The sequence below is a fragment of the Crenobacter sp. CS_VA4 genome, from assembly GCF_055597485.1.
This window is the reverse complement of the sequence record NZ_JBVMAE010000011.1, coordinates 129,702-149,035: the sequence shown is the minus strand read 5'-3', so window position 1 is coordinate 149,035 and position 19,334 is coordinate 129,702. Positions and strand designations below refer to the sequence as shown.

The following is a 19,334-nucleotide window of genomic DNA, read 5'->3' as shown; positions in this document are numbered from 1 at the left end:
AAAGCCGTGAAGAAAGCCGCTTCGGCTCCGGCCCAGAAAGCTCAAGCTGCCAAGAAAGTAGCTAAGAAAGCTGCTTCCGCTCCGGCCGCTCAGAAAGCCCAAGCTGCTAAGAAAGCCGTGAAGAAAGCCGCTTCGGCTCCGGCCCAGAAAGCTCAAGCTGCCAAGAAAGTAGCTAAGAAAGCTGCTTCGGCTCCGGCCGCTCAGAAAGCCCAAGCCGCTAAGAAAGCAGCCAAGAAAGCTGCTTCCGCTCCGGCCCAGAAAGCTCAAGCTGCCAAGAAAGCCGTGAAGAAAGCCGCTTCGGCTCCGGCTCAGAAAGCTCAAGCTGCCAAGAAAGCTGTGAAGAAAGCCGCCTCGGCTCCGGCACAGAAAGCCCAAGCTGCTAAAAAAGCTAAGGCTAAAAAGCCGGCCGCCTCGGCTGCTAAGTAAGTCCCAGTGAGTTGTTGATGACGGTTCCGGGGTGCTTCGCACCCCGGTTTTTTATTTTAAACTCCGCATCATGCCTATCCGTCCCCTCGCCGCGCTGTCGGCCACCCTCCTCGCCCTGTCCTTAGCCAGCATCGCCCACGCCACCAGCAAGGCAGAGCAACGCAAACTGTTCTTCGGCCACGACGATCGTCACACCCTCGTGCCCGACGCCCTGCCCTGGCGCGCTATCGGCCAGCTCGAAACCGCCTCGGGCAGCATCTGCACCGCCACGCTGATCGCCGACGACGTAGTCCTGACCGCCGGCCACTGCTTCATGGACCCGGACACCGGCCGCTTCGACCCGGCCGTGCGCTTCTCGGCCGCGCTGAACGGCAAGCACGCCGCCGCCCGCGTCGCCACCACCCACGCCTTCGTCGACCGGCGCCTGTTCGCCGGGCTGAGCGCCGAGGGCGGCGGCCTGATCGTCGACCCGAAGGTCGCCCGCTACGACTACGCCTTCGTGCGACTGGCCGAACCGATCGGCCGCACGCTCGGCACGCTGCCGCTGGTCGACGGCGACCGCGCCACGCTGCAAACCCGCCTCGCCGATGCGCGCTGGCGCGTCACCCAGGCCGGCTACCCGATCGACGATCCCCGCCACCTGACCGTGCACGAACAGTGCCGCGCCACCCGGCTGCTCGCCGACGGCCGGCTCAGCCACCGCTGCGACACATTGCCCGGCGACAGCGGCTCGCCGCTGTTGCTGATCGACGATGCCGGCCAGGCGACCATCGTCGCGCTGCAAAGCTCCGCGCCGGACGCGCGCGACCGCAAGCGCGCCGACAATATGGCGCTGTCGGTACCGGCGTTCCGCACCGCACTGGAGCGCTTCCTCACCGGCGGCACGCCACCGGCCAAACCCGCTGCGGCCTCCGCCGCCCAGTAATGCAAAAACCGCGCCGAAGCGCGGTTTTTTGTTGCGGCCGATCCGGCCATTCAGTCGGCCAGCGCGGCCTTCTGCAGCTCGACCAATTCGGCGATGCCCTGTTCGGCCAAGACCAACAGCGCGTCCATCTCGTCGCGCGTGAACGGCTCGCCCTCGGCGGTGCCCTGCACCTCGATGAAACGGCCACTGCCGGTCATCACCACGTTCATGTCGGTGTCGCAGGCCGAGTCCTCCGGGTAGTCGAGGTCGAGCACCGGCTCGCCGTCGAACACGCCGACCGACACCGCCGCCACATGGTCGCGCAGCGGGGTTTCGGCCAACTTGCCGGCCTTGATCAGGCCTCCGATCGCGTCGGCCAGCGCGACGTACGCGCCGGTGATGCTGGCGGTGCGGGTGCCGCCGTCAGCCTGGATCACGTCGCAGTCGATCACGATCTGGCGCTCGCCGAGCTTCGCCAGGTCCACCACCGCGCGCAGGCTGCGGCCGATCAGCCGCTGGATTTCCTGGGTGCGGCCGCTCTGCTTGCCGCTGGCGGCCTCGCGGCGCATCCGGCTGCCGGTCGAGCGCGGCAGCATGCCGTATTCGGCGGTTACCCAGCCCTGGCCCTTGCCCTTCAGGAAGCCCGGCACCGTCTCCTCGACGCTGGCGGTGCAGATCACCTTGGTGTCGCCGAACTCGACCAGCACCGAGCCTTCGGCGTGGCGGGTGTAGTGGCGGGTGAGGCGCACGGGGCGCAGTTGACGGGGGCTACGTTGGGATGGGCGCATGACGGTGATTCCGGATGAAAACGGCCGATTGTAACGCGAGCGCACGTCGGCTACGACCTCGGCCGGGCACAATCCACCGCACCGGCCGCCACAGGGGTCAGCCGGGGGCAGTTGGTGTATAGTGCCTTTAACCCTGAATGGAGTGTAGACCTCGATTCAGGCGGCCCAATCACCGTTTTTACCGGGAGTTCCGCCATGATCCTCAGCATGACCGGCTTCGCCTCCACCACCCGCGAATTTCCGGGTGGAATGCTCAGCCTCGAACTGCGTGCCGTCAACCACCGTTACCTCGACGTGCAGATGCGTCTGCCCGAAGAGCTGCGCATCATCGAACCGGCGCTGCGCGAACTGATCGCCAGCCGTGTGTCGCGCGGCAAGCTCGAATGCCGCGTCGGCCTGAACCAGACCGACAGCGCCAGCCCGACGCTGGAACTCAACACCGACTACCTCGACAAGCTGCTCATGCTGGCCGGCGAAGTGCGCGCGCGCGCACCAGACGTGAAGGAACTGTCGGTCGCCGAACTGTTACGCTGGCCGGGTGTGCTGCGCTCCAACGAGCTGCCGCCGGAAACGCTGCAGCAGCTGACGCTGGAGGGCCTCGGCAAGGTGCTCGAAGACTTCGCTGCCACCCGCGCCCGCGAAGGCGAAAAGCTCAAGGCGGTGCTGCTCGAGCGGATCGCCGGCATGGACGCGATCATCACCAGCATCAAGCCGAAGCTGCCGCAGATCCTCGACGCCTACATGGCGCGGCTGTCCGCTAGGCTGCGCGACGCGGTCGAGAACGTCGACGACGACCGGCTGAAACAGGAATTCACCCTATTCGCGCAGAAGATCGACGTCGACGAGGAACTGGCGCGGCTGACCACCCACCTGTCCGAGGTGCGCCGCATCCTGTCCAAGGGCGGCCAGGCCGGCAAGCGGCTCGACTTCCTGATGCAGGAACTGAACCGCGAGGCGAACACACTCGGCTCCAAATCGGTGTCCACCGAGACCACCCAGGCATCGGTCGAGCTGAAGGTGTTGATCGAGCAGATGCGCGAGCAGATCCAGAACATCGAGTAAACTTTCGCCACGTGTCACCACGTATCAGCGAAACCATGAAAGCCCCGCCAGTCGGGGCTTTATTCATTCATGGTGTGTCACTCCGTCGCAAGAAAGCGCATAATTACCGGGTACACAAGCGGGCACACACAGGGGTTTTGGCAACCTCAACTGTGTACCCACCCCTATTCGCTGTTTGCGTTTTTCGGCCTTCAAGGCCGGCGCGGGCTGGGGGCATCTACTCGCTATTCAGGGGACGCAGCATGGGCAAGCTAACCGACATGCAAATCCGGGCATGGATCAAGGCGGGCGAGCGATTCGAGGGCAAAACAGACGGAGACGGCCTCACCCTGAGATTCCGCGCCACCGATACCGTGCCAACGTGGCATCTTCGTTACCGCATTGGCGGCGCACGACGCACCGTCCAAATCGGTAGCTATGGCGAGCTGTCCCTCGCTCAAGCCCGCAGGGCCGCCGACGAGCTGCGCGCCCGTGTCGCACTCGGCTACGACGTGGCCGCCGAGAAGCAGGACCGCAAAGCCGCGGCCGTCGCCAAGATCGAGGCAGAGAAAGCCGCGGTGCATGTGATCGACCTGGCGAACGAGTACTACGAGCGGATGATCCTGGGGCGCTGGAAGCACCCGGACATCGTGCGCCGCCGGATCGACAAGGACATCGGGCCGCACCTGGGCAAGATGAAGGTCGAGGACGTGAAGCCGCGTCACATTGACGACATGCTGCGCGACATCGTTAAGCGAGGCGCTCCGACCATCGCCAATGACGTGCTGCGCTGGACACGGCGCATGTTCGACTACGCCATCAAGCGGCACATGGTCGAGTACAACCCGGCCTCCGCCTTCGACTTGGGCGACGCGGGCGGCACAGAGAAGGCCCGCAAGCGCGCCCTGACGCGTGAGGAGCTGACGAAGCTGTTCGAAGCGATGAGGATGGCGAAGGGTTTTAGCGTCGAGAACGACCTGACTATCCGCCTGCTGTTGCTGCTGTGCGTACGGAAGATGGAGCTGTGCGCCGCCCGCTGGGAGGAATTCGACCTCGATGACGCCGTGTGGCACCTGCCTGGGGAGCGCACCAAGACCGGCGAACCGATCGACATTCCCCTGCCCTCTCTCGCTGTGGGCTGGCTCCGCGAGCTGCGCCGGCTGTCCGAGCCGAGCGCCTGGGTGCTGCCTGCCCGCAAGATGGAGCACCGCATGGTGCCTCACATCCATGAAGGCACCATTGGCACCGCTCTGGGCAAGGTGAAACACGAGATGCCGGGCGTGGAGAACTTCACCGTGCACGACCTGCGCCGCACTGCTCGCACGCTGCTGGCCGAGCTGGGTATTGACCCGGTGGTAGCCGAGCGCTGCCTGAATCACAAGATCAAGGGCGTGGAAGGCATCTACAACCGCCACGACTACTTCACCGAGCGACGCGACGCGCTGAACCGCCTGGCGGCGCTACTCGACGCACTCGACAAGGGCGAGCCGTACAACGTGACACCGATTACCAAGGGCCGGAAGAAAACGGCTTGAGACCAGCTTTGCCGCGCCTAGATCGGCCAATCGAAAAGCGGGAACCCTGCCCGCCTGGCGTGGCAATCCCTACAGGGAGCGCAAAGGGATCGCAATGACAGACAAGAGCACAGTGGGCCGGTGGTTTACACAGTCACCAGCTAATCTCCCCCATCCTGAGAGGGATCTAGCGATCAAATTCCTCGAAGCGGATCACGAGCTGCAGGCTATCGTAAACACCATCCCAGAAGACGAGCAAAATCAAGGGAGAATGCTTTTTTCCGGCGAAATCAAAATAGGAACAGAGCCCTTTACAAAACTAGAGCCTATTGATGGTAGCGAGCAGAAGAATGTCGTTTTTTCTGGCCCATATACAGAGGCCCTTCAAGGATTGGGCATACGAGCCGTAAAAATTCAGGAGCACGAAGGTGAAGGTGCAATCACCAACGATGTCCCTATATCAAGCCTTACCCCATGGCAGGTGAAGCGCGCATATCATATTCACTTCGCCACAATCTGCCTGATTGCAGCAAACGGCATTTTAGCCAAACCCAATTTTGGTGAGGCACTAAGAGTCTTGTGTATAGCCATGCGGCTCATTGGTGCCGCAGGAGTGCCGAGCTATGACCGGGTAGAGCAAGCAGCCTTGTCTGCAAGCGCAAGAAGAGGAGCCAAAGCAAGGGATAGCAAGCTTCAAGACATTCGCGACTACTGCCGCAGGTTGTACCAAGAGCAACCCGGCGATAAAAAGCACCAGACCAAGCTCAGATCCATTCGGGAGAGGGTGCTTGAGTTTGCTCGTAATCAAGGCGAGCCACGCAGCCATGATCAATTCATAAAAACAGCAACAGGATGGGTTGCCGACCTCCGGACCCCCCCTACGCAATAGGTCGTCTGCCAGCAAACCACCCTCGTTAGCTGGCACCAAAACCCCGTCAGCGGGCACACGATCTATTAGCCCCACCGAGGGGCTTTTACATTTGCGTCACCCTGTTAATCCACGGAGTGACGCAATATGCCCCTTCCCACCAACACTACCTACGGCGCACTGCCAGCCACTGGCTTTGTCCGTCTAAAAGACCTTCGCCCGATCATCCCTTTTAGCGACTCGACGCTGTGGCGAAGGGTAAAAAATCAGACGTTTCCAGCCCCTTTGAAATTATCTGAGCGCGTCACTGCCTGGAGAGCCGAGGCCGTGCGCCAGTGGCTCGACGAACAAGGCCAAACGGCATAAGGGGCGAGCGATGAAAAAGAAAAACGCCCGCACCACCGAAGCAGTAGCGAGCGCCAACACCTGCGCCAATCATAGCACCGCCACCCCACCCGCCATCAGCGGCCAATGCGCCGAGGTGCTGGCGATCCTGCGCGAACATGGGGCCGTGCTGAGTTTCCGCCTGACCGCTGAGCATGCCATTCCCGAAGCCGCTGCGCGCATCCATGACCTGCGCGCCAAGGGCTACAACATCGCCACCCACATCGAGCCGGAAATCGTCTACCGGGGCCAGGTGCGCCGCCGCGTCGCACGGTACGTGCTGGGCACGCCGGCTTGGCCACGTCCGGGATTCATCGCAGAGGACAAGGGGGAAGCCGCATGAAGATCATTGCACTCGAATACCACCACCAGGCCATGCACTTCACCGCGGACGGCTGGTTCAACGCCACCGAGGCAGCGGAGCGCTTCGGCAAGTCACCCCGTGACTGGTTACGACTCCCAAGCACGCTTGAATACCTCGCGGCGCTCGATGAGACGGCCGACTCAAATGCGGGAAAATCTCACATTTGGGTGAAAACCCGACGTGGTAACTCCGGCGGCACCTGGCTGCACCCCAAGCTGGCCGTACGCTTCGCTCAGTGGCTCGATGCGCGCTTTGCCGTCTGGTGCGACATGCAGATTGATGGCCTCATCCGTGGCACCGCCCAGCCCGACGACTGGCGCAAGGTGCGCCATGATGCCGGCGCCCGCTTCCGGGGCGTGTGCGACATGGTGAACCTGTCCCGCCTGGCCGAAGGCAAGGGAACGGCGCAGCACCACTACGCCAACGAGGCCAAGCTGATCAACTGGGTGCTGACAGGTCGCTTTGCCCCGCTCGACCGTGATGCCCTGTCGGCCAAGGAACTGCGCTTGCTTGAACTGCTGGAGGCTCAGGACATGGTGCTGCTGGGCCGGGGGATGCCCTACGACGAGCGCAAGCAGGCCCTGCTGGTGTTCGCCGCCGAGCAGCGCCAGCGTCTTGCCCTGCCGGCCAACGACCACGGGAGGCTGTCCGCATGAACCTGTCTCCAATCCGCACTCCAGCGAAATTCATTGTTTTGGCCGGCGCTTCGGCCAACCTTTGCCGATCAACGGCTTACCGTATCAGTCCGTGCCATGCCGAGGCGGGCCGCATTGACCCCATCGGCATGGGCCGGTATCGTGCCCCGGTCGCAGTCAATCCTGCGGCCGGGCGTGAGAACCCGAATGACTCCCTGCGAATCAGCGTCCGCGCTGCATTCGCGACCTTGGTGCGTCTTCAGTGGGCGGCCTTGGTAGGACCGGCTTCGGCCGGGCCCGTACGGGAGTGCGGGTTCTCACCCCTGCCTTGCGCCGCCCCTCCCCGCGTGAGAACGGGAAGCGGCATTCTTAACGCCACTCCTGAAGGCCCCATGTCTCAATTCATCCCCCGCGCCCTGCCGCGCCTGTTCCCCGTTACCCGCCGTACCGTTGCCGCTTTCCCGTCGCAAGCCGACGCCCTGCGCTATGCCCGCGAACGTGTCGCCGAAGGCCGTCGTGTGCAAGTGCTGTCCGAGCGGTCCGGCTTTGCCGGGCGCCTGATTGGAGGCGTTGCATGATCGACGCCTTCGAGAATCTCATCCACAACGCCCCTGACTTCCCGGTGCTAGCCAATTTTGAGGGCCATGACGACGAGGACCTGCAAGGTGACACCTGCCTTGGCTGGTTTCACACCGAAGTCGATGCAGAAGCGGCCGCTGAGCTTGCCCGCGGCTCTATCGGCTGCAGTCATGCCATAGTCGTTCCAAAGCGCTTTCTTTTGCCGGCGCTTTTGGCCACCGTTCTGATGTACAGCCGAATAGCCAACGGTGAGCGTGTCGATTACGACGCTGAGGCTCACGAGATCATGAAGGCTTATGGCACCTGGCCGTTCGGGTTATCGCTCGTCCTTGTTGAACCTGTCGTGAACAAGGTTTGCGAGGAACGCCTTCGTCAACGGGCTGAGGAAAAGGCAAAGCACAAACGCCGGCAATCGCTACCCCGCCGCCGTCATGTCGCCTCGCACAGGGAGGCCGTCACGTGCTGACTCCTAACGCCCTCCACCTGGCCGAACTAGACGGCCAACTTGCGGCGCTGCGGGCGCTGTATGCACTGCGCTGGCACCTCGATACCCACGACACCAGCGAGGACGCCCAGCAAGCCGCCGCGGCCTTTTGCGAGAGTTTCACCGACGTGTTCGCCGAGTGCCTGGCCGATGCACGGGAGCACGCTGGCAATCCCGCCGAGGAGCTGTTCCGGCTGATCGCCCTGCGCGCGACCGACCTCATCCTGACGCTCGACCGCTAAGGACTCCACACCATGACGAAATTTCCGGGAAGTCACACACCGGGGCCGAAGTCACACCCGCTCGACGCCGACGCGGTGCGCCGCGCCGCCTTCGGGCGCTGGCCGGACGTCCTCGCCGCGCTCGGCATCGCCGCCGACGTGTTGGCCAAGAAGCGCAATCAACCCTGCCCGGCCTGCGGCGGGACGGATCGGTTCCAATTCATCGACAAGGGGCAAGGCCGGTTTGTCTGCCGGGGGCTGGACAGCCTGGGCGGCGACGGCTTCGCGCTGGTGATGCACTGGATCGGCGGCGACTTCAAGACCGCGCTGCGGGCCGTTGCCGGAGCGCTGGGGCTGGTGGCTGGCGTGGAGATTGAGCGCACGCCAGCACCCGCCGCGACACCCGCACCGGCCCAGCGTGACCACAGCGCCAGGATCGCCAAGCTGTGGGCCGAGGCGCTCCCGATCCGCCACGGCGACCCGGTGGCGCGTTACCTGGCAAACCGGGGCCTTGATCTATCGGTCTACCCCGCCGCGCTGCGCCATCACCCCGCCCTGGGCTATTGGCACGACGGCCAGCGGCTCGGCACCTACCCGGCCATGCTGGCCAAGGTCACCAGCCCAGCCGGCGAGGTCGTCGGCCTGCATCGCCTCTACCTGACCCCTGACGGCCACAAAGCCCGGCCTGTCGACCCGGAGACCGGCGAGCCGCTGGACGCCAAGAAGCTGATGACGGCCCGTGAAGGAGCGATGCGCGGCGCGGCGGTGCGGCTGTACGACCCGGAGAATGGCGCACAGGCAGTGGCCGAGGGCATCGAGACGGCGCTGGCGGTGCGCCAGGGTTCCGGCCTGCCCTGCTGGGCAGCCGTGTCGGCCTGGGGGCTTGAGCATGTCGCCCTGCCGGAAACGGTGACCGACGTGCACATCATGGCCGACCACGACGTCAGCGGCACCGGTCAACGAGCGGCCGAACGGCTCGCCAAGCGACTGCTCGAGGAAGCGCGGCGGGTCCGGGTCCACATCCCGAGCTGCCCCGGCGACTGGCTCGACGTGCTCAACGAACGACAACAGCAGGAGGCCGCATGACTGCTGCCGACCTGCACCAGCTGACTCACGCCAAGAGGGCCCCCGCGTTGGATTTTGCAAAAACCGATGGGAACAGCGGGAACAACGGGAACAAGATCGCCGAAGCCAATAACGACGGGGCTTTCAGCGGGTCGTTTTGTTCCCGTTCCCCGGAAATCGCCAACGGGGACAATGGGAACAAAAACGGAAACAGCGCGCTGCCGACCGGCTACGCGATGCTGCGCGGCGAGAAGGACCGCCCCGGCCTGTACTACCTGGAGCCGGACAGCGACAAGCCGCCGCACTGGATCTGCTCGCCGCTGTACGTACTCGCCATGACCCGCAATGACAACGGCAGCGACTGGGGGCGGCTGCTGGAATGGCATGACGCCGAGGGGCGCTTGCACCGCTGGGCGATGCCGCTGGAAATGACGCAGGGCGACGGCATCGAATTGTGCCGCGAACTGGTGCGCAACGGGCTGCTGATCGCGCCGGGCGGCGCGGCTCGCAACCGCCTGATCGGCTACCTAGTAACGGCCAAGCCTGGCCAACTGGTGCGCTGCACCGACCGCGTGGGCTGGCATGGCGACGCCTTCGCGCTGTGGGATGGGGTGATCGGCAGCAACAACGGCGAGGGGCTGCACCTGCAAAGCGAACGTGACGAGTCGCTCGGCATGAGCCAGGCCGGCACGCTGGCCGGCTGGCGCGAGCTGGTGGCGACACTCGCCACCGGTAACAGCCGACTGGTGTTTGTCATGTCGCTAGCCTTCGCTGCACCGCTGGCTCGATTTGCCAACGAGAGCGGCGGCTTCCACCTGATGGGCAGCAGCAGTGTCGGCAAGTCGACGGCGCTGTATCTGGCCGCGTCGGTGTGGGGTCACCCAGACAGCTACCCGCACAAGTGGCGCACCACCAGCAACGGGCTCGAGGGCGTGTGCCTGGGCCGCAATGACCTGCTGCTGATCCTGGACGAGCTGGCGCAGGTCGACCCACGCGAGGCCGGCGAGAACGCCTACATGATCGCCAACGGCCAAGGCAAGGTACGGGCGACCCGCAACGGCCTGGCACGCTCGCCGGCACGCTGGCGCACGCTGTTCCTGTCAGCCGGCGAGATCGGGCTGGCCGAACACATGCGCCAAGCTGGCAAGCAGGTTCGCGCCGGGCAAGAGATCCGCCTGGCCGAGGTGGCCGCCGATGCCGGGCGCGGGTTCGGCTTGTTCGATACGCTGCACGGGCTGGCTGGGGGCGATGTTCTGTCGCAGCGCTTGGCTGACCTGACCCGCCAGCAGCACGGCACCGCCGGACGCGCCTTCCTCGCCACGCTGACCGAACCGGCCACCTTTGCCAGCCTGCCCGCCATCCTCAAGCAGGGCCGCGACAGCTTCCTCGCCGACGACGTGCCTGCTGGAGCAGACGGCCAGGTCAAGCGGGTGGCGGGCCGCTTCGCGCTGGTCGGGACGGCCGGGGAACTGGCGACCCATTTCGGCCTGACCGGCTGGCAGCCGGGCGAAGCCACCGCCGCCGCCGTGCGGCTGTTCGGCGAATGGCTGGCCGCCCGTGGCGGGGCCGGCAGCAGCGAAGTCCGCGAAGGAATCGCGGCGGTACGCGCCTTCCTCGAGGCGCACGGCGAAAGCCGCTTCACCCCGTGGGACACCGCCGAGCAGGACAACGCCAAGACCATCAACCGCGCTGGCTTCCGCCGCGCCGATGACGGCGGCACCTGGTTCTACGTACTGCCCGAAGCGTTCCGCCGTGAGGTCTGCCGGGGCTTCAACGCCGCGCACGTCGCGGCAGCGATGGCCGAGCGCGGTTTGCTCAAGACCGACCGCGACCGCAACACCAGCAAGCAACGGATGCCGGGCATGGGGAACAGCCCGAAACCGTGCTACCTGGTAACGCCGGCCATCTGGAACGACGCCGAGGAGCTGCGCCATGCGTCTTGACCTGTCCGTACTGCCTGTTCCCGTTGTTCCCATTCACGGGAAAGTGGGAACGGGAACAAAACCGGCCACTGAAGCCATTGATTTACAAGGATTCCCGTCACCTGTTCCCGTTGTTCCCGTTGTTCCCATCGGTTTTGAAGCAAGCCCAGCGCAAGAGCTTCGACCGGTTACCGACTACACCGCGCCCATCGTCACCGCTGCCGCCTTGGGCCTGCCGCTGCCCGCTGGTGCACGGCGGCCGGATCGAGCGCAGCACGGCGACGAGAGTACGGTGCATGAGTGCATGACGTGCGAACACTGGGGAGGCGTGGGCACGCACCAGCAAGACGGCCGGACCGGCACGCGAGGACTATGCGCGGCCGGGTTTCGGCCGTGGCGCAAAACGAACATCCCGAGCCTGCTCCAGTACTACCAGTGGCACTTCATCGGCCAGTGCGCCGAGATACCGCCGGGCAACAACGAGTGAAGCTGCGACCCAACCCGCACCCGAGGCGGGTTTTTTACTATGTTGACATCATCGCCACGCCAGGAGCCGCCATGCCAATATTCATCATCATTGCGCTGCTCGTGGTGAGTATTCCGCTCGCCATCGGTTGGGCAGTGGCAAAAGCCCTATATCAAGCGGCTACCAAGCCTCAGAGAGAGGCGCAGGCCAAAGCGGCGCGCGATGCCAGGGCGGCGTCCCTGTGCCGCTACTTCGAGGGCGTGAACGAGGCGCGGGCCTTCCCTGACATCGCCATGGGCGTGAACATGCGGCGCGGGGAGTTTGGCGTGCTCGTGGCGGACGCGGCACTGTATGAGTACCGCAAGAAGAGCTACAACGTCGGCGGCGCTGTACGTGTCGCCAAGGGCGTCTACATCGGCGGCAGCGAGCGGCTGTCCCATGACGAGCTGCGCCAAGTCGCAAGTGGGACCGTCGCGCTGACCAACCAGCGGCTGGTTTTCCTGTCGCCGCAGCGCACCACGACAATTGAACACGCGGACGTGCTGAGCCTGGATGCCAGCGGAACCGCCACAATCCAGATCCACACCGCCAAGAGACAGACCCCGGTGATTCTGGTCTTGTCCGGTTGTGACGCGGCCTTACTGGCCTTGCTGATCAAGCTGTTCAGCGCTGGCGACTTTGAGAGCAGGATTCTGCCCGAGGGTCTGATGATCGAACCAGTAAGCAATGACGACGGCACCGTGTCGGTTAATGTGCGGCCCGGGACAAGGGGAGCGGCGATGATTCGGTGATCGCCGCCCTGCTATCTTGATTGCAACGCTACAGGGATACAAAAGTCCATTTTTCTACTAAAATAGTTACGTTATAACGTATCAATTTTAGGAGACGATATGAAGCAAGCGGACATTCCCGCCCCGTCCAAAGTGCATGACGCGCTGGTATGCGGCGTACCGGGCAATTATCAGGTCAAGGTGAACGGCCAGCCGCTGCAAAGCCGGCAAAGCCATGTCCGCCGCTTTGCGACGGCCGACGCGGCCGTCAAGGCGCTGGCCAGGCATGGCATCAACGGGCTTCGGGTCGAAATCGGCCTGGAAGGGCTGGCGTAAGGCGATGCGGTACCACGGACCAAGGGACACACATGGCATTTGAAGCCTACAGCGTAGCCATCAAGCTATCCCTGATTAACGGCGTCAGCTCGGGGCTGGGGATACTGTCATCCCAGTTCAAGAGCCTGCACAAAGACGCCGCCCAGTTTGAGGAGCGGTTGAAAACCGTGCAGAAGCTGGCCAGCAGCGGGGTCATAATGACCGGGGCCGGGCTGGGCATCCTGCACATGTTCAAGACCCCGCTCGAGGAGGCCCGGAAGCTGCAAACCGAAGTGGCGCGGTTCACCTCGCTAGGGTTCGGCGACAAGATCAACGGCCAGGCACGGCAATTCGCCCTGGGCATGAAAACCTTCGGAACCAGCGCACGCGACAACATGACGCTGGTTTCCGATGCGATGGCGGTGTTCAAGGATCTGCATCACGCCGAGTTTGCCGCCCCGCTGATGGCGAAGATGAAGTTTGCCAACGCGGCCGTGTTCGGCGGCGAGGCCGGCGGCGCCAATGAACGCAAGTTCATGGACATGCTGAAGGTGATCGAATTTCGGGGCGGCCTGTCGAGCGAACGGGAGTTTTTCACCCAAGCCGACTACGTGCAAAAGGTCATCTCCGGTAGCCGTAACCGGGTAGACGCCAGCCAGCTCCTTCAGGCGCTCAAGACTGGCGGCTTGGCACTTTCCCGCCGCGACAATGACAAGTTTTATCTCGGGTCTGAGCCTCTGATTCAAGAGTTTGGCGGCCAGCGTTACGGCACCGGGGCCATGGCGATTTACCAGAACCTGGTGCAAGCCCGCGGCACGATCACCGCACAGCAGGAGCTTTACCGCCTTGGTCTGCTGAACCCGGCCATGGTCGAATTCAACAAACTAGGCCAGCTCAAGAAGGCCAGAGCGGGCGCCTTCATCGGCTCTGACATCCTCGAGCGTGAGGGCGAGCTCGCCCTACTGCAGAAGGTACTGCTGCCTGCCTTTGCCAAGAATGGCATTACTGGCGAGGAAAATACCGTTCGTGAGATCGGGATGATCCTTGGCAACAGGACTGGCTCTGCCCTGATGGGGCGGATCTATCAGCAGATGCCGACACTGCTGAAGCAGATCGAGGCCAACAAGAGCGCCATGGGTATCAACGCACTGGAAGCCAAGGCTCGCACTACCTACGATGGCCAGATGATCCAGCTCCACGCGCAATGGCGCGACCTGATGATGCAGATGGGCGTCGCCGTGCTGCCGACGGCGATCGATGCGGTGAAGGGGCTGAACGGATTCATGTCCACGCTGAACGACTTCCTCAAGAAGAACGGCGATGGCGCCCGGGCCTTGGCCGGCGATCTGTTCATTTTGGGCGGTGCGCTGGCTATCGGCGGCACCATCCGGCTGACCACAGCCGCCTTTAAAGGGCTGGCGCTGGCGTCAGACATGGCCCGGCTCAAGGCGGTGAGGAGTGCGGCGGGGGTGACTGATTTTGCGGGTGCTGTCGCCGACATCGAACGCAGGGGAAAGCTGGCGAGTGCCACGTCTGGCTTGATCGGTTTCACTGGCGCGCTCACCAAGATCGGCTTTGCGCTGCTGGTTGTCCCCGATCTGATAAAGGCGGCAGCCGACGCCGGCACCTATGTCGGCAACTGGCTGGCCAACCGGCAAAAGCAGCGCGAGCAGGAGAAAGAGGCATACCACCCTGGACAAGGATTGGGCCTGATGAGCGGCTACCAGGGCGGACCTACCCTTGCGAGCGCCCAAGCGCTTTCCAGTGGCTGGCAGCCCTACCACGTCCCGAAGAACCCTTACGCGGTTGCCTCAGGTGGCGACTTCCAGTTCGCGACGCCAACAGACTTCCGAAGTATCACAGGCCCCAATCTCACCGCCCCCGTCCCGGTGAACAGGCAACCGGTTAACGTGACGGTCAATGCCAGTATTGATGGCAAACCTGTAGCAAACAGAGCAGTGGAAATCATTGTGGACGGCATGCGAAAGCCTCCAGCGGGTACGTCAACCTTTGATCGCTCCATGGGGTTGTTGTATCCCGGCATGCCTAGTTTGGTGACACGATGAGGAGCGACTGTTCACCGTTTGGGATTAGTGGCGCGTGAGCCAATGCGGCGCCAGGACCCGAGCCGGTACGCCCTGCCAGCGTCCGCCGTTGACCGAGAAGACCCGCTGTCGCCTGCATGGCGGGTTATCGCCGGGTGCCCCCAAGGGCAACCGCTACGCCGCTACGCCCGGGAGCCTGCACAGCAAGTACCTGTCAGAGGCCGAGCGGGGTATGTTGCCGACGGTCCCGGTCGGTTCACTGGCTGACGAAATCCGGCTGACCAAGGTCCTGTTACGGCGGGTGCTAGCGGCCGAACGGAAGCAAGTCGATATGCTGGCGCCCACCAAGACGCGTAAGCTCACTGGTAGCCCCTGCCAAGGCGAGGAACGGCATTACCGGCCGGAAGACTGGGAACGGCAGATTGACCGGCTAATTGCCCGCATAGCCAAGCTGGTAGGTACGCAAGCCGACATCGAGGCTGGCGAGCAGCAACGCCAGTTGATGACGCTGGAAATCGAGAGCCGGATTTTGCAAGAACTACCCCATGAGGCCCCGGCGATCCGCATCATCCGGCAGGAAGGACGGCACGATGAGCGATGACGAAAAGCGCCGGCTGCTGAAAGCCTACTGGCGCGAGTACGACCGGGTGCGGGCCGAACGCCACCGTCTGGAGGTCGAGCATCGGGAAAGGAGCGCGCAGTACTTCGACCGGCACGGCAAGTTCCTGCCGCCGCCCATCCTGCCGTCGCCACCGCCCTACCCTGACGAGTTGAGCGGCCTGGTGTGCGGTGCAAAGACACGAGCCGGGACGCCATGCAAGCTCACCAGCCTGTACGGCAGCGGACGTTGCAAGCTACATGGCGGCTTGTCCACCGGGCCACGGACGGCAGAGGGCAAGGCTAAAGCCGCCAGCAATGGCTGCGTCCCCAAGCGGAAGCGGACCCCATGAGGACGCAAGGAAAGCTAAGGTTGGCCGAGGAGCGAAGCCCATGAGCAGTACGGAAAAGTAAGGTTTCAGCCGCAGAGCGAACCCCATGAGGTGATGACAAAACATGACGTCCGCCCCCGCCCGCGTGGCGGGTTTTTGTTTCGCCGCCGACCTCTACACTGAAGGCATTGCCACGGGACAAAGGGGCCGTCTATGTCAACGCCCATTTATGACACCAGGCAAGCCAACCTCAGAGCCCTGTGTGTCAGGTACCCCGTTCAGGCGGACCTTGCGCGCGCCCTTGAGACAGATGACAGCACCCTTTCCCGCTACTTGCACAAAGGACGCCGGATCGGCAACCAGTTCGCCCGCAAGATTGAGTCACAGCTTGCCCTTCCGGACGGCTGGATGGACCACCAACACCCGGCGGTTGAGAGCGGGCACATGCTGGCCCTTATGGAAGCGTTTTTAGCTTCAGGGCCGGCGCCCGCGGTGGCTGATGCAATCGGCGCATTGCTACAAGCTCTCGCACAGAATTACCAGGATTCAGCCACAGGTTGATAGACCCCCTCGAGGATCGCTTAATACATGGTGGATGCCCCCTTGAGATCGACAACACGGCAGGGGCAAACCTGACAAAACCTGACATATGGGGCTAGTCCCGTTAACGATGAGAGCGCCAGGGGCGGTCCTACAGCAGCAGGTGGGCGTATGCAGGAACAGGATGTAGATAGCCGAGTAGCAAGGCTTGAGGCAATACTCACTAGGCTGGAGCAATTAGCTCTGCAATGGGAAGAACGCGCAAAACGCCATGAACCCGAAGTTTGGTCTGCGATTGATATTGCGGACTGGCTTCAGTTATCAGCTACGACCGTACGCAAGATCGTGGTAGTGCGCCCTGGGTTTCCTGCGCCAATTACAGCGACAGGATCCAAGGACGGCCAGAAGCGATGGCTTGCTGACGAGGTGATCGACTGGGCGCGCAAGAACCGCGGCACTCTTCCGACCGGACGCCGAGGTGGCCGGCCAAGGTTACGCTGACTTTCGGGAGCAATACGCGCACGCGATAGGCGCTAAGTCGGAGAGCTGGCTCTGGCTGCATGACTCTTCTCTAACGTCGGAGAGGTCGCGCACCCAGCTGGAGAAAACGCTGGCGGCCAGCCTGGGGATGACACCAACTGGCCTAGCGCCTGAAAAAGGCCCCAAGCCCCGAGCACTCGCCCAAAATGGGTACACAAGCGTGTACACATAACGAAAACGCGAATGGCGAGACCTAGCATTGGCGAGGCTTTGAGCCACCTACTAAGTAAACAGATCCAACATCGAGTGAGCTTCACGGCGTCTCACGCCATGCCAGCGAAACCATGAAAGCTCCGCCAGTCGGGGCTTTATTCATTCATGGTGTGTCACACCATCGCAAGAAAACGCCTAATTCCCGTGTACCCAAAGGTGCACCCAAAGCCATTTCTGAAGGTCCGTTTGGGTACCCCCTATTCGCTGTTCACGAATTTCGACCTTCAGGCCGGGTGCGGGATGGAAGCGCCCTGCCTACTTCTCCAGCCGTGCCACGACTTCGCTCTGCCGAAACTTCTCATCAAGTAATTTGTGGATCTCCACCACCACGCTCCCTGAGTGGACCTCTAACATCGTCTGCGCCGCCTGCCTGGCTTGGGCTTCGGTCGAGTGCAACGGGCCGTTGAAGTCGACACCAAAAATCGCCGACACCACCTTAACCTTGTAATACATGACATATAACTACCTTGAAAATCACTGTAGGTAGTATACGTCTGCGGGATGTCATCCTGTTGACCGACAGGACGGCCGGCACTTCGTCTCCTAGCGGACCCGGCGCACGGAATCACCGGTTTGCGAAAACCAACCCCATGAAAGCCCGGCCGTCTCTGCTGACGCAACGATGCGTCGCGACTGCAAGGCGGCTGCCGAGTAGTACAGGGGAAGCTCTCCTGGTACTGAGCTGCCTGGCGCGTACTCGACGGAAAGTTAGCGCCGAAGTTAGCGCCGGCCAGACAAAAAAGGGGGCGCTAGCAATCAGGACGGCCGGCCGACCTAGCCCAGGAGACGGGAGGATCAGCCTCCAGTTCGAGAGTAGTTCGGACATCCGATGGAGTGGTGCTGTCTAGTGCCGCACGAAAAATGCGTAGCCCCTCAGTAGCGATCCGATCGGCTGTTGTCCCTGGCTCTGTGACCAATGGCACGCTCACCACACTGAAAAGGATGTTATTGGCCAACGCACTCGCAACGTCGCCAAACCATTCGACCTGGACGTCGACCTCGTAGCTATTGAGCTGATCGGACTTCGGGCGCACGGCAATCGGACTGATGCTAGTGATCTGCATGGTGACGCCTCCTATCAGCTGTTATGACAGTTGTAGTGAAGCACCTATGAGATGGCGATAGGTTTCAGTCGAGCGGCTGGATTGTTGCCACCGAATGGTTATCAGCCCGGTTACCACGGTTTTCTGCCTGCCGGCGCTGTAGCACATTACCCCCTCGTGAGCGCCTCGCAGCCATTTCGTACAAACTCCTTGGCACACGCTTAAACCATGACACGTGCCCCCCCCCCCCCCGAGATCGGCGCATCGCGTCTTAGGGAAGCCCCCTGAAAGCGGCTATATGGGCGGCAAACCTGCTAAGATGACGCACCGCAACATCCCACGGCCTTGCCGTCCCACAATTGTGATCGTCCGTCCCCGTCTTCATTGGCTGCGCATGCTGTTCGTGTGGCGCGGCTCGGTGCTGCCGCGCATCCTGCCCCAGCTGATGTTCACCACCGTCCTGGCCGTACTGGTCGTCATGTTTCATGGCGAGCTACTCGACAGGAAGGTGACACTGACCACGGTGCCGTTCTCGCTGATGGGCGTGGCGCTGGCAATCTTTCTCGGGTTTCGCAACCGCGTCAGCTTCGATCGCTACTGGGAGGCCCGCAAGCTGTGGGGCAAGCTACTGACCGACAGCCGCACCGTGGCGCGCCAGGCTTTGACTTTCGCGCCAGGTGAGGCGCGGCCCTTCGTGCTGGGCGTGGCGGGCTTCGTCCACGCGGTGCGCCACCAGTTGCGCGGCAGCGACGCTACGGCCGACCTGGCGCGGCTATTGCCGCCCGAACTGGCGGCCAGCCTGTCCGGACAGCGCTTCCCCGCCAATCGCGTGTTGCTGTGGCTGTCCGGCTGGCTGCGTGAGCGGCTGCAGGACGGCTCGCTGCCGCCCATCCTCGCGGCACAGATCGACCACGCCTTGTCCGGGCTGAACGACGCGCACGGCGGTTCCGAGCGCATCGCGTCGACCCCCTTTCCCTTCACTTATTCGGTGATCCTGCACCGCACCGTCTACCTCTATTGCCTGCTGCTGCCCTTCGGCCTGCTCGATGCGATAGGCTGGATGACGCCTCTGGTGGTGGCCTTCATCGCCTACACCTTCTTCGCTCTCGAAGCGTTCAGCGACGAGATTGGGGAACCGTTCGGCACCATGCCCAACGACCTGCCATTGGACGCCATGGCGTTCAATATCGAGGCCTCGCTGAAGGACATGCTCGGTGACGCTGACCTGCCGCCGGTCAGGCTGCCGGTCAACTTCCTGCTGAGCTGAAGCGAAAAGGC

24 protein-coding genes are annotated in these 19,334 nt (G+C 63.1%); 22 read left to right on the top strand and 2 right to left on the bottom strand.

Annotated features, from left to right (window positions below; all coding sequences use genetic code 11):
- Together ACZ2IA_RS12650 and ACZ2IA_RS12645 are read left to right on the top strand one after the other, a co-directional pair.
- On the top strand, window positions 1-426 hold a 426-nt coding region (locus tag ACZ2IA_RS12650), incomplete at its 5' end, for a hypothetical protein (protein WP_470292939.1).
- 70 nt (window positions 427-496) lie between these two features.
- Window positions 497-1,351 (top strand): trypsin-like serine peptidase, encoded by an 855-nt coding sequence (locus ACZ2IA_RS12645; protein WP_470292938.1) that lies wholly within the window; start codon window positions 497-499, stop codon window positions 1,349-1,351.
- Between the two features lie 50 nt (window positions 1,352-1,401).
- On the opposite strand, the gene rph is transcribed toward ACZ2IA_RS12645, so the two are convergent.
- Window positions 1,402-2,118 carry a ribonuclease PH gene (gene rph, locus ACZ2IA_RS12640; RefSeq protein ID WP_470292937.1) on the bottom strand — a complete coding sequence of 239 codons (717 nt, stop codon included), beginning with the start codon at window positions 2,116-2,118 and terminating at the stop codon, window positions 1,402-1,404.
- 195 nt (window positions 2,119-2,313) lie between these two features.
- Here rph and ACZ2IA_RS12635 point away from each other — a divergent pair, with 195 nt between their 5' ends.
- The 19 genes from ACZ2IA_RS12635 to ACZ2IA_RS23375 all read left to right on the top strand — a co-directional run bounded on the left by ACZ2IA_RS12635 (window position 2,314) and on the right by ACZ2IA_RS23375 (window position 16,761).
- Window positions 2,314-3,180, top strand: coding sequence for a YicC/YloC family endoribonuclease (locus ACZ2IA_RS12635; protein ID WP_470292936.1), 867 nt, complete (start codon window positions 2,314-2,316; stop codon window positions 3,178-3,180).
- Between the two features lie 242 nt (window positions 3,181-3,422).
- Entirely contained in the window at window positions 3,423-4,694 is a 1,272-nt protein-coding gene (locus ACZ2IA_RS12630; RefSeq protein WP_470292935.1) for a tyrosine-type recombinase/integrase, read from the top strand.
- Window positions 4,695-4,788: 94 nt separating this feature from the next.
- A complete protein-coding gene (locus ACZ2IA_RS12625) occupies window positions 4,789-5,562 on the top strand; it encodes a hypothetical protein (RefSeq protein ID WP_470292934.1) in 774 nt (257 codons plus the stop codon).
- 126 nt (window positions 5,563-5,688) lie between these two features.
- Entirely contained in the window at window positions 5,689-5,907 is a 219-nt protein-coding gene (locus ACZ2IA_RS12620) for a helix-turn-helix transcriptional regulator (protein ID WP_470292933.1), read from the top strand.
- A 10-nt stretch (window positions 5,908-5,917) separates the two neighbouring features.
- Window positions 5,918-6,268, top strand: a complete 351-nt coding sequence (locus tag ACZ2IA_RS12615) for a helix-turn-helix domain-containing protein (RefSeq protein WP_470292932.1) — start codon at window positions 5,918-5,920, stop codon at window positions 6,266-6,268.
- A complete protein-coding gene (locus tag ACZ2IA_RS12610; RefSeq protein WP_470292931.1) occupies window positions 6,265-6,945 on the top strand; it encodes a KilA-N domain-containing protein in 681 nt (226 codons plus the stop codon). The genes ACZ2IA_RS12615 and ACZ2IA_RS12610 overlap by 4 nt, the downstream gene beginning before the upstream one ends.
- Before the next feature lie 371 nt (window positions 6,946-7,316).
- On the top strand, window positions 7,317-7,502 hold the full coding sequence (locus tag ACZ2IA_RS12605) for a hypothetical protein (protein ID WP_470292930.1): 186 nt from the start codon (window positions 7,317-7,319) through the stop codon (window positions 7,500-7,502).
- The gene (locus ACZ2IA_RS12600) at window positions 7,499-7,969 is read left to right on the top strand and encodes a hypothetical protein (RefSeq protein ID WP_470292929.1); all 471 of its coding nucleotides are present in this window, start codon (window positions 7,499-7,501) and stop codon (window positions 7,967-7,969) included. Before ACZ2IA_RS12605 ends, ACZ2IA_RS12600 begins: the two co-directional genes overlap by 4 nt.
- A complete protein-coding gene (locus ACZ2IA_RS12595) occupies window positions 7,963-8,229 on the top strand; it encodes a hypothetical protein (protein ID WP_470292928.1) in 267 nt (88 codons plus the stop codon). Before ACZ2IA_RS12600 ends, ACZ2IA_RS12595 begins: the two co-directional genes overlap by 7 nt.
- A 12-nt stretch (window positions 8,230-8,241) precedes the next feature.
- Complete coding sequence (locus tag ACZ2IA_RS12590; RefSeq protein ID WP_470292927.1) at window positions 8,242-9,294, top strand: DUF7146 domain-containing protein; 1,053 nt, start codon at window positions 8,242-8,244, stop codon at window positions 9,292-9,294.
- A complete protein-coding gene (locus ACZ2IA_RS12585; RefSeq protein WP_470292926.1) occupies window positions 9,291-11,216 on the top strand; it encodes a DUF927 domain-containing protein in 1,926 nt (641 codons plus the stop codon). The genes ACZ2IA_RS12590 and ACZ2IA_RS12585 overlap by 4 nt, the downstream gene beginning before the upstream one ends.
- On the top strand, window positions 11,206-11,682 hold the full coding sequence (locus ACZ2IA_RS12580) for a hypothetical protein (protein ID WP_470292925.1): 477 nt from the start codon (window positions 11,206-11,208) through the stop codon (window positions 11,680-11,682). The genes ACZ2IA_RS12585 and ACZ2IA_RS12580 overlap by 11 nt, the downstream gene beginning before the upstream one ends.
- A gap of 71 nt (window positions 11,683-11,753) precedes the next feature.
- Window positions 11,754-12,452, top strand: coding sequence for a hypothetical protein (locus tag ACZ2IA_RS12575; RefSeq protein WP_470292924.1), 699 nt, complete (start codon window positions 11,754-11,756; stop codon window positions 12,450-12,452).
- A 99-nt stretch (window positions 12,453-12,551) separates the two neighbouring features.
- Window positions 12,552-12,767, top strand: a complete 216-nt coding sequence (locus ACZ2IA_RS12570) for a hypothetical protein (protein ID WP_470292923.1) — start codon at window positions 12,552-12,554, stop codon at window positions 12,765-12,767.
- Between the two features lie 32 nt (window positions 12,768-12,799).
- Entirely contained in the window at window positions 12,800-14,812 is a 2,013-nt protein-coding gene (locus ACZ2IA_RS12565; protein WP_470292922.1) for a hypothetical protein, read from the top strand.
- A 34-nt stretch (window positions 14,813-14,846) separates the two neighbouring features.
- On the top strand, window positions 14,847-15,392 hold the full coding sequence (locus tag ACZ2IA_RS12560; protein WP_470292921.1) for an HGGxSTG domain-containing protein: 546 nt from the start codon (window positions 14,847-14,849) through the stop codon (window positions 15,390-15,392).
- Window positions 15,382-15,741, top strand: a complete 360-nt coding sequence (locus tag ACZ2IA_RS12555; RefSeq protein WP_470292920.1) for an HGGxSTG domain-containing protein — start codon at window positions 15,382-15,384, stop codon at window positions 15,739-15,741. The genes ACZ2IA_RS12560 and ACZ2IA_RS12555 overlap by 11 nt, the downstream gene beginning before the upstream one ends.
- A 192-nt stretch (window positions 15,742-15,933) precedes the next feature.
- Window positions 15,934-16,281, top strand: a complete 348-nt coding sequence (locus ACZ2IA_RS12550) for a hypothetical protein (protein ID WP_470292919.1) — start codon at window positions 15,934-15,936, stop codon at window positions 16,279-16,281.
- Window positions 16,282-16,431: 150 nt separating this feature from the next.
- The gene (locus tag ACZ2IA_RS23375; protein ID WP_495849308.1) at window positions 16,432-16,761 is read left to right on the top strand and encodes a hypothetical protein; all 330 of its coding nucleotides are present in this window, start codon (window positions 16,432-16,434) and stop codon (window positions 16,759-16,761) included.
- Between the two features lie 507 nt (window positions 16,762-17,268).
- Here the strand turns inward: ACZ2IA_RS23375 and ACZ2IA_RS12545 are convergent.
- Window positions 17,269-17,466: a hypothetical protein gene (locus ACZ2IA_RS12545; RefSeq protein ID WP_470292918.1), complete on the bottom strand. Its 198-nt coding sequence runs from the start codon at window positions 17,464-17,466 to the stop codon at window positions 17,269-17,271.
- A 909-nt stretch (window positions 17,467-18,375) separates the two neighbouring features.
- Here ACZ2IA_RS12545 and ACZ2IA_RS12540 point away from each other — a divergent pair.
- A complete protein-coding gene (locus ACZ2IA_RS12540) occupies window positions 18,376-19,323 on the top strand; it encodes a bestrophin family protein (RefSeq protein WP_470292917.1) in 948 nt (315 codons plus the stop codon).
- The last annotated feature ends 11 nt before the right edge of the window (window positions 19,324-19,334 follow it).

Excerpts from the sequence above, each read along its gene's own strand:
- ACZ2IA_RS12570 (WP_470292923.1), top strand. The coding sequence starts at position 12,552 with ATGAAGCAAGCGGACATTCCCGCCCCGTCCAAAGTGCATGACGCGCTG.
- ACZ2IA_RS12630 (WP_470292935.1), top strand. The coding sequence starts at position 3,423 with ATGGGCAAGCTAACCGACATGCAAATCCGGGCATGGATCAAGGCGGGC.
- ACZ2IA_RS12540 (WP_470292917.1), top strand. The coding sequence starts at position 18,376 with ATGACGCACCGCAACATCCCACGGCCTTGCCGTCCCACAATTGTGATC.
- ACZ2IA_RS12620 (WP_470292933.1), top strand. The coding sequence starts at position 5,689 with ATGCCCCTTCCCACCAACACTACCTACGGCGCACTGCCAGCCACTGGC.
- ACZ2IA_RS12635 (WP_470292936.1), top strand. The coding sequence starts at position 2,314 with ATGATCCTCAGCATGACCGGCTTCGCCTCCACCACCCGCGAATTTCCG.
- ACZ2IA_RS12575 (WP_470292924.1), top strand. The coding sequence starts at position 11,754 with ATGCCAATATTCATCATCATTGCGCTGCTCGTGGTGAGTATTCCGCTC.
- ACZ2IA_RS23375 (WP_495849308.1), top strand. The coding sequence starts at position 16,432 with ATGCAGGAACAGGATGTAGATAGCCGAGTAGCAAGGCTTGAGGCAATA.
- ACZ2IA_RS12590 (WP_470292927.1), top strand. The coding sequence starts at position 8,242 with ATGACGAAATTTCCGGGAAGTCACACACCGGGGCCGAAGTCACACCCG.
- ACZ2IA_RS12585 (WP_470292926.1), top strand. The coding sequence starts at position 9,291 with ATGACTGCTGCCGACCTGCACCAGCTGACTCACGCCAAGAGGGCCCCC.
- ACZ2IA_RS12555 (WP_470292920.1), top strand. The coding sequence starts at position 15,382 with ATGAGCGATGACGAAAAGCGCCGGCTGCTGAAAGCCTACTGGCGCGAG.
- ACZ2IA_RS12645 (WP_470292938.1), top strand. The coding sequence starts at position 497 with ATGCCTATCCGTCCCCTCGCCGCGCTGTCGGCCACCCTCCTCGCCCTG.
- ACZ2IA_RS12610 (WP_470292931.1), top strand. The coding sequence starts at position 6,265 with ATGAAGATCATTGCACTCGAATACCACCACCAGGCCATGCACTTCACC.
- ACZ2IA_RS12615 (WP_470292932.1), top strand. The coding sequence starts at position 5,918 with ATGAAAAAGAAAAACGCCCGCACCACCGAAGCAGTAGCGAGCGCCAAC.
- ACZ2IA_RS12565 (WP_470292922.1), top strand. The coding sequence starts at position 12,800 with ATGGCATTTGAAGCCTACAGCGTAGCCATCAAGCTATCCCTGATTAAC.
- ACZ2IA_RS12605 (WP_470292930.1), top strand. The coding sequence starts at position 7,317 with ATGTCTCAATTCATCCCCCGCGCCCTGCCGCGCCTGTTCCCCGTTACC.
- ACZ2IA_RS12600 (WP_470292929.1), top strand. The coding sequence starts at position 7,499 with ATGATCGACGCCTTCGAGAATCTCATCCACAACGCCCCTGACTTCCCG.
- rph (WP_470292937.1), bottom strand. The coding sequence starts at position 2,118 with ATGCGCCCATCCCAACGTAGCCCCCGTCAACTGCGCCCCGTGCGCCTC.
- ACZ2IA_RS12625 (WP_470292934.1), top strand. The coding sequence starts at position 4,789 with ATGACAGACAAGAGCACAGTGGGCCGGTGGTTTACACAGTCACCAGCT.
- ACZ2IA_RS12580 (WP_470292925.1), top strand. The coding sequence starts at position 11,206 with ATGCGTCTTGACCTGTCCGTACTGCCTGTTCCCGTTGTTCCCATTCAC.
- ACZ2IA_RS12545 (WP_470292918.1), bottom strand. The coding sequence starts at position 17,466 with ATGTATTACAAGGTTAAGGTGGTGTCGGCGATTTTTGGTGTCGACTTC.
- ACZ2IA_RS12550 (WP_470292919.1), top strand. The coding sequence starts at position 15,934 with ATGTCAACGCCCATTTATGACACCAGGCAAGCCAACCTCAGAGCCCTG.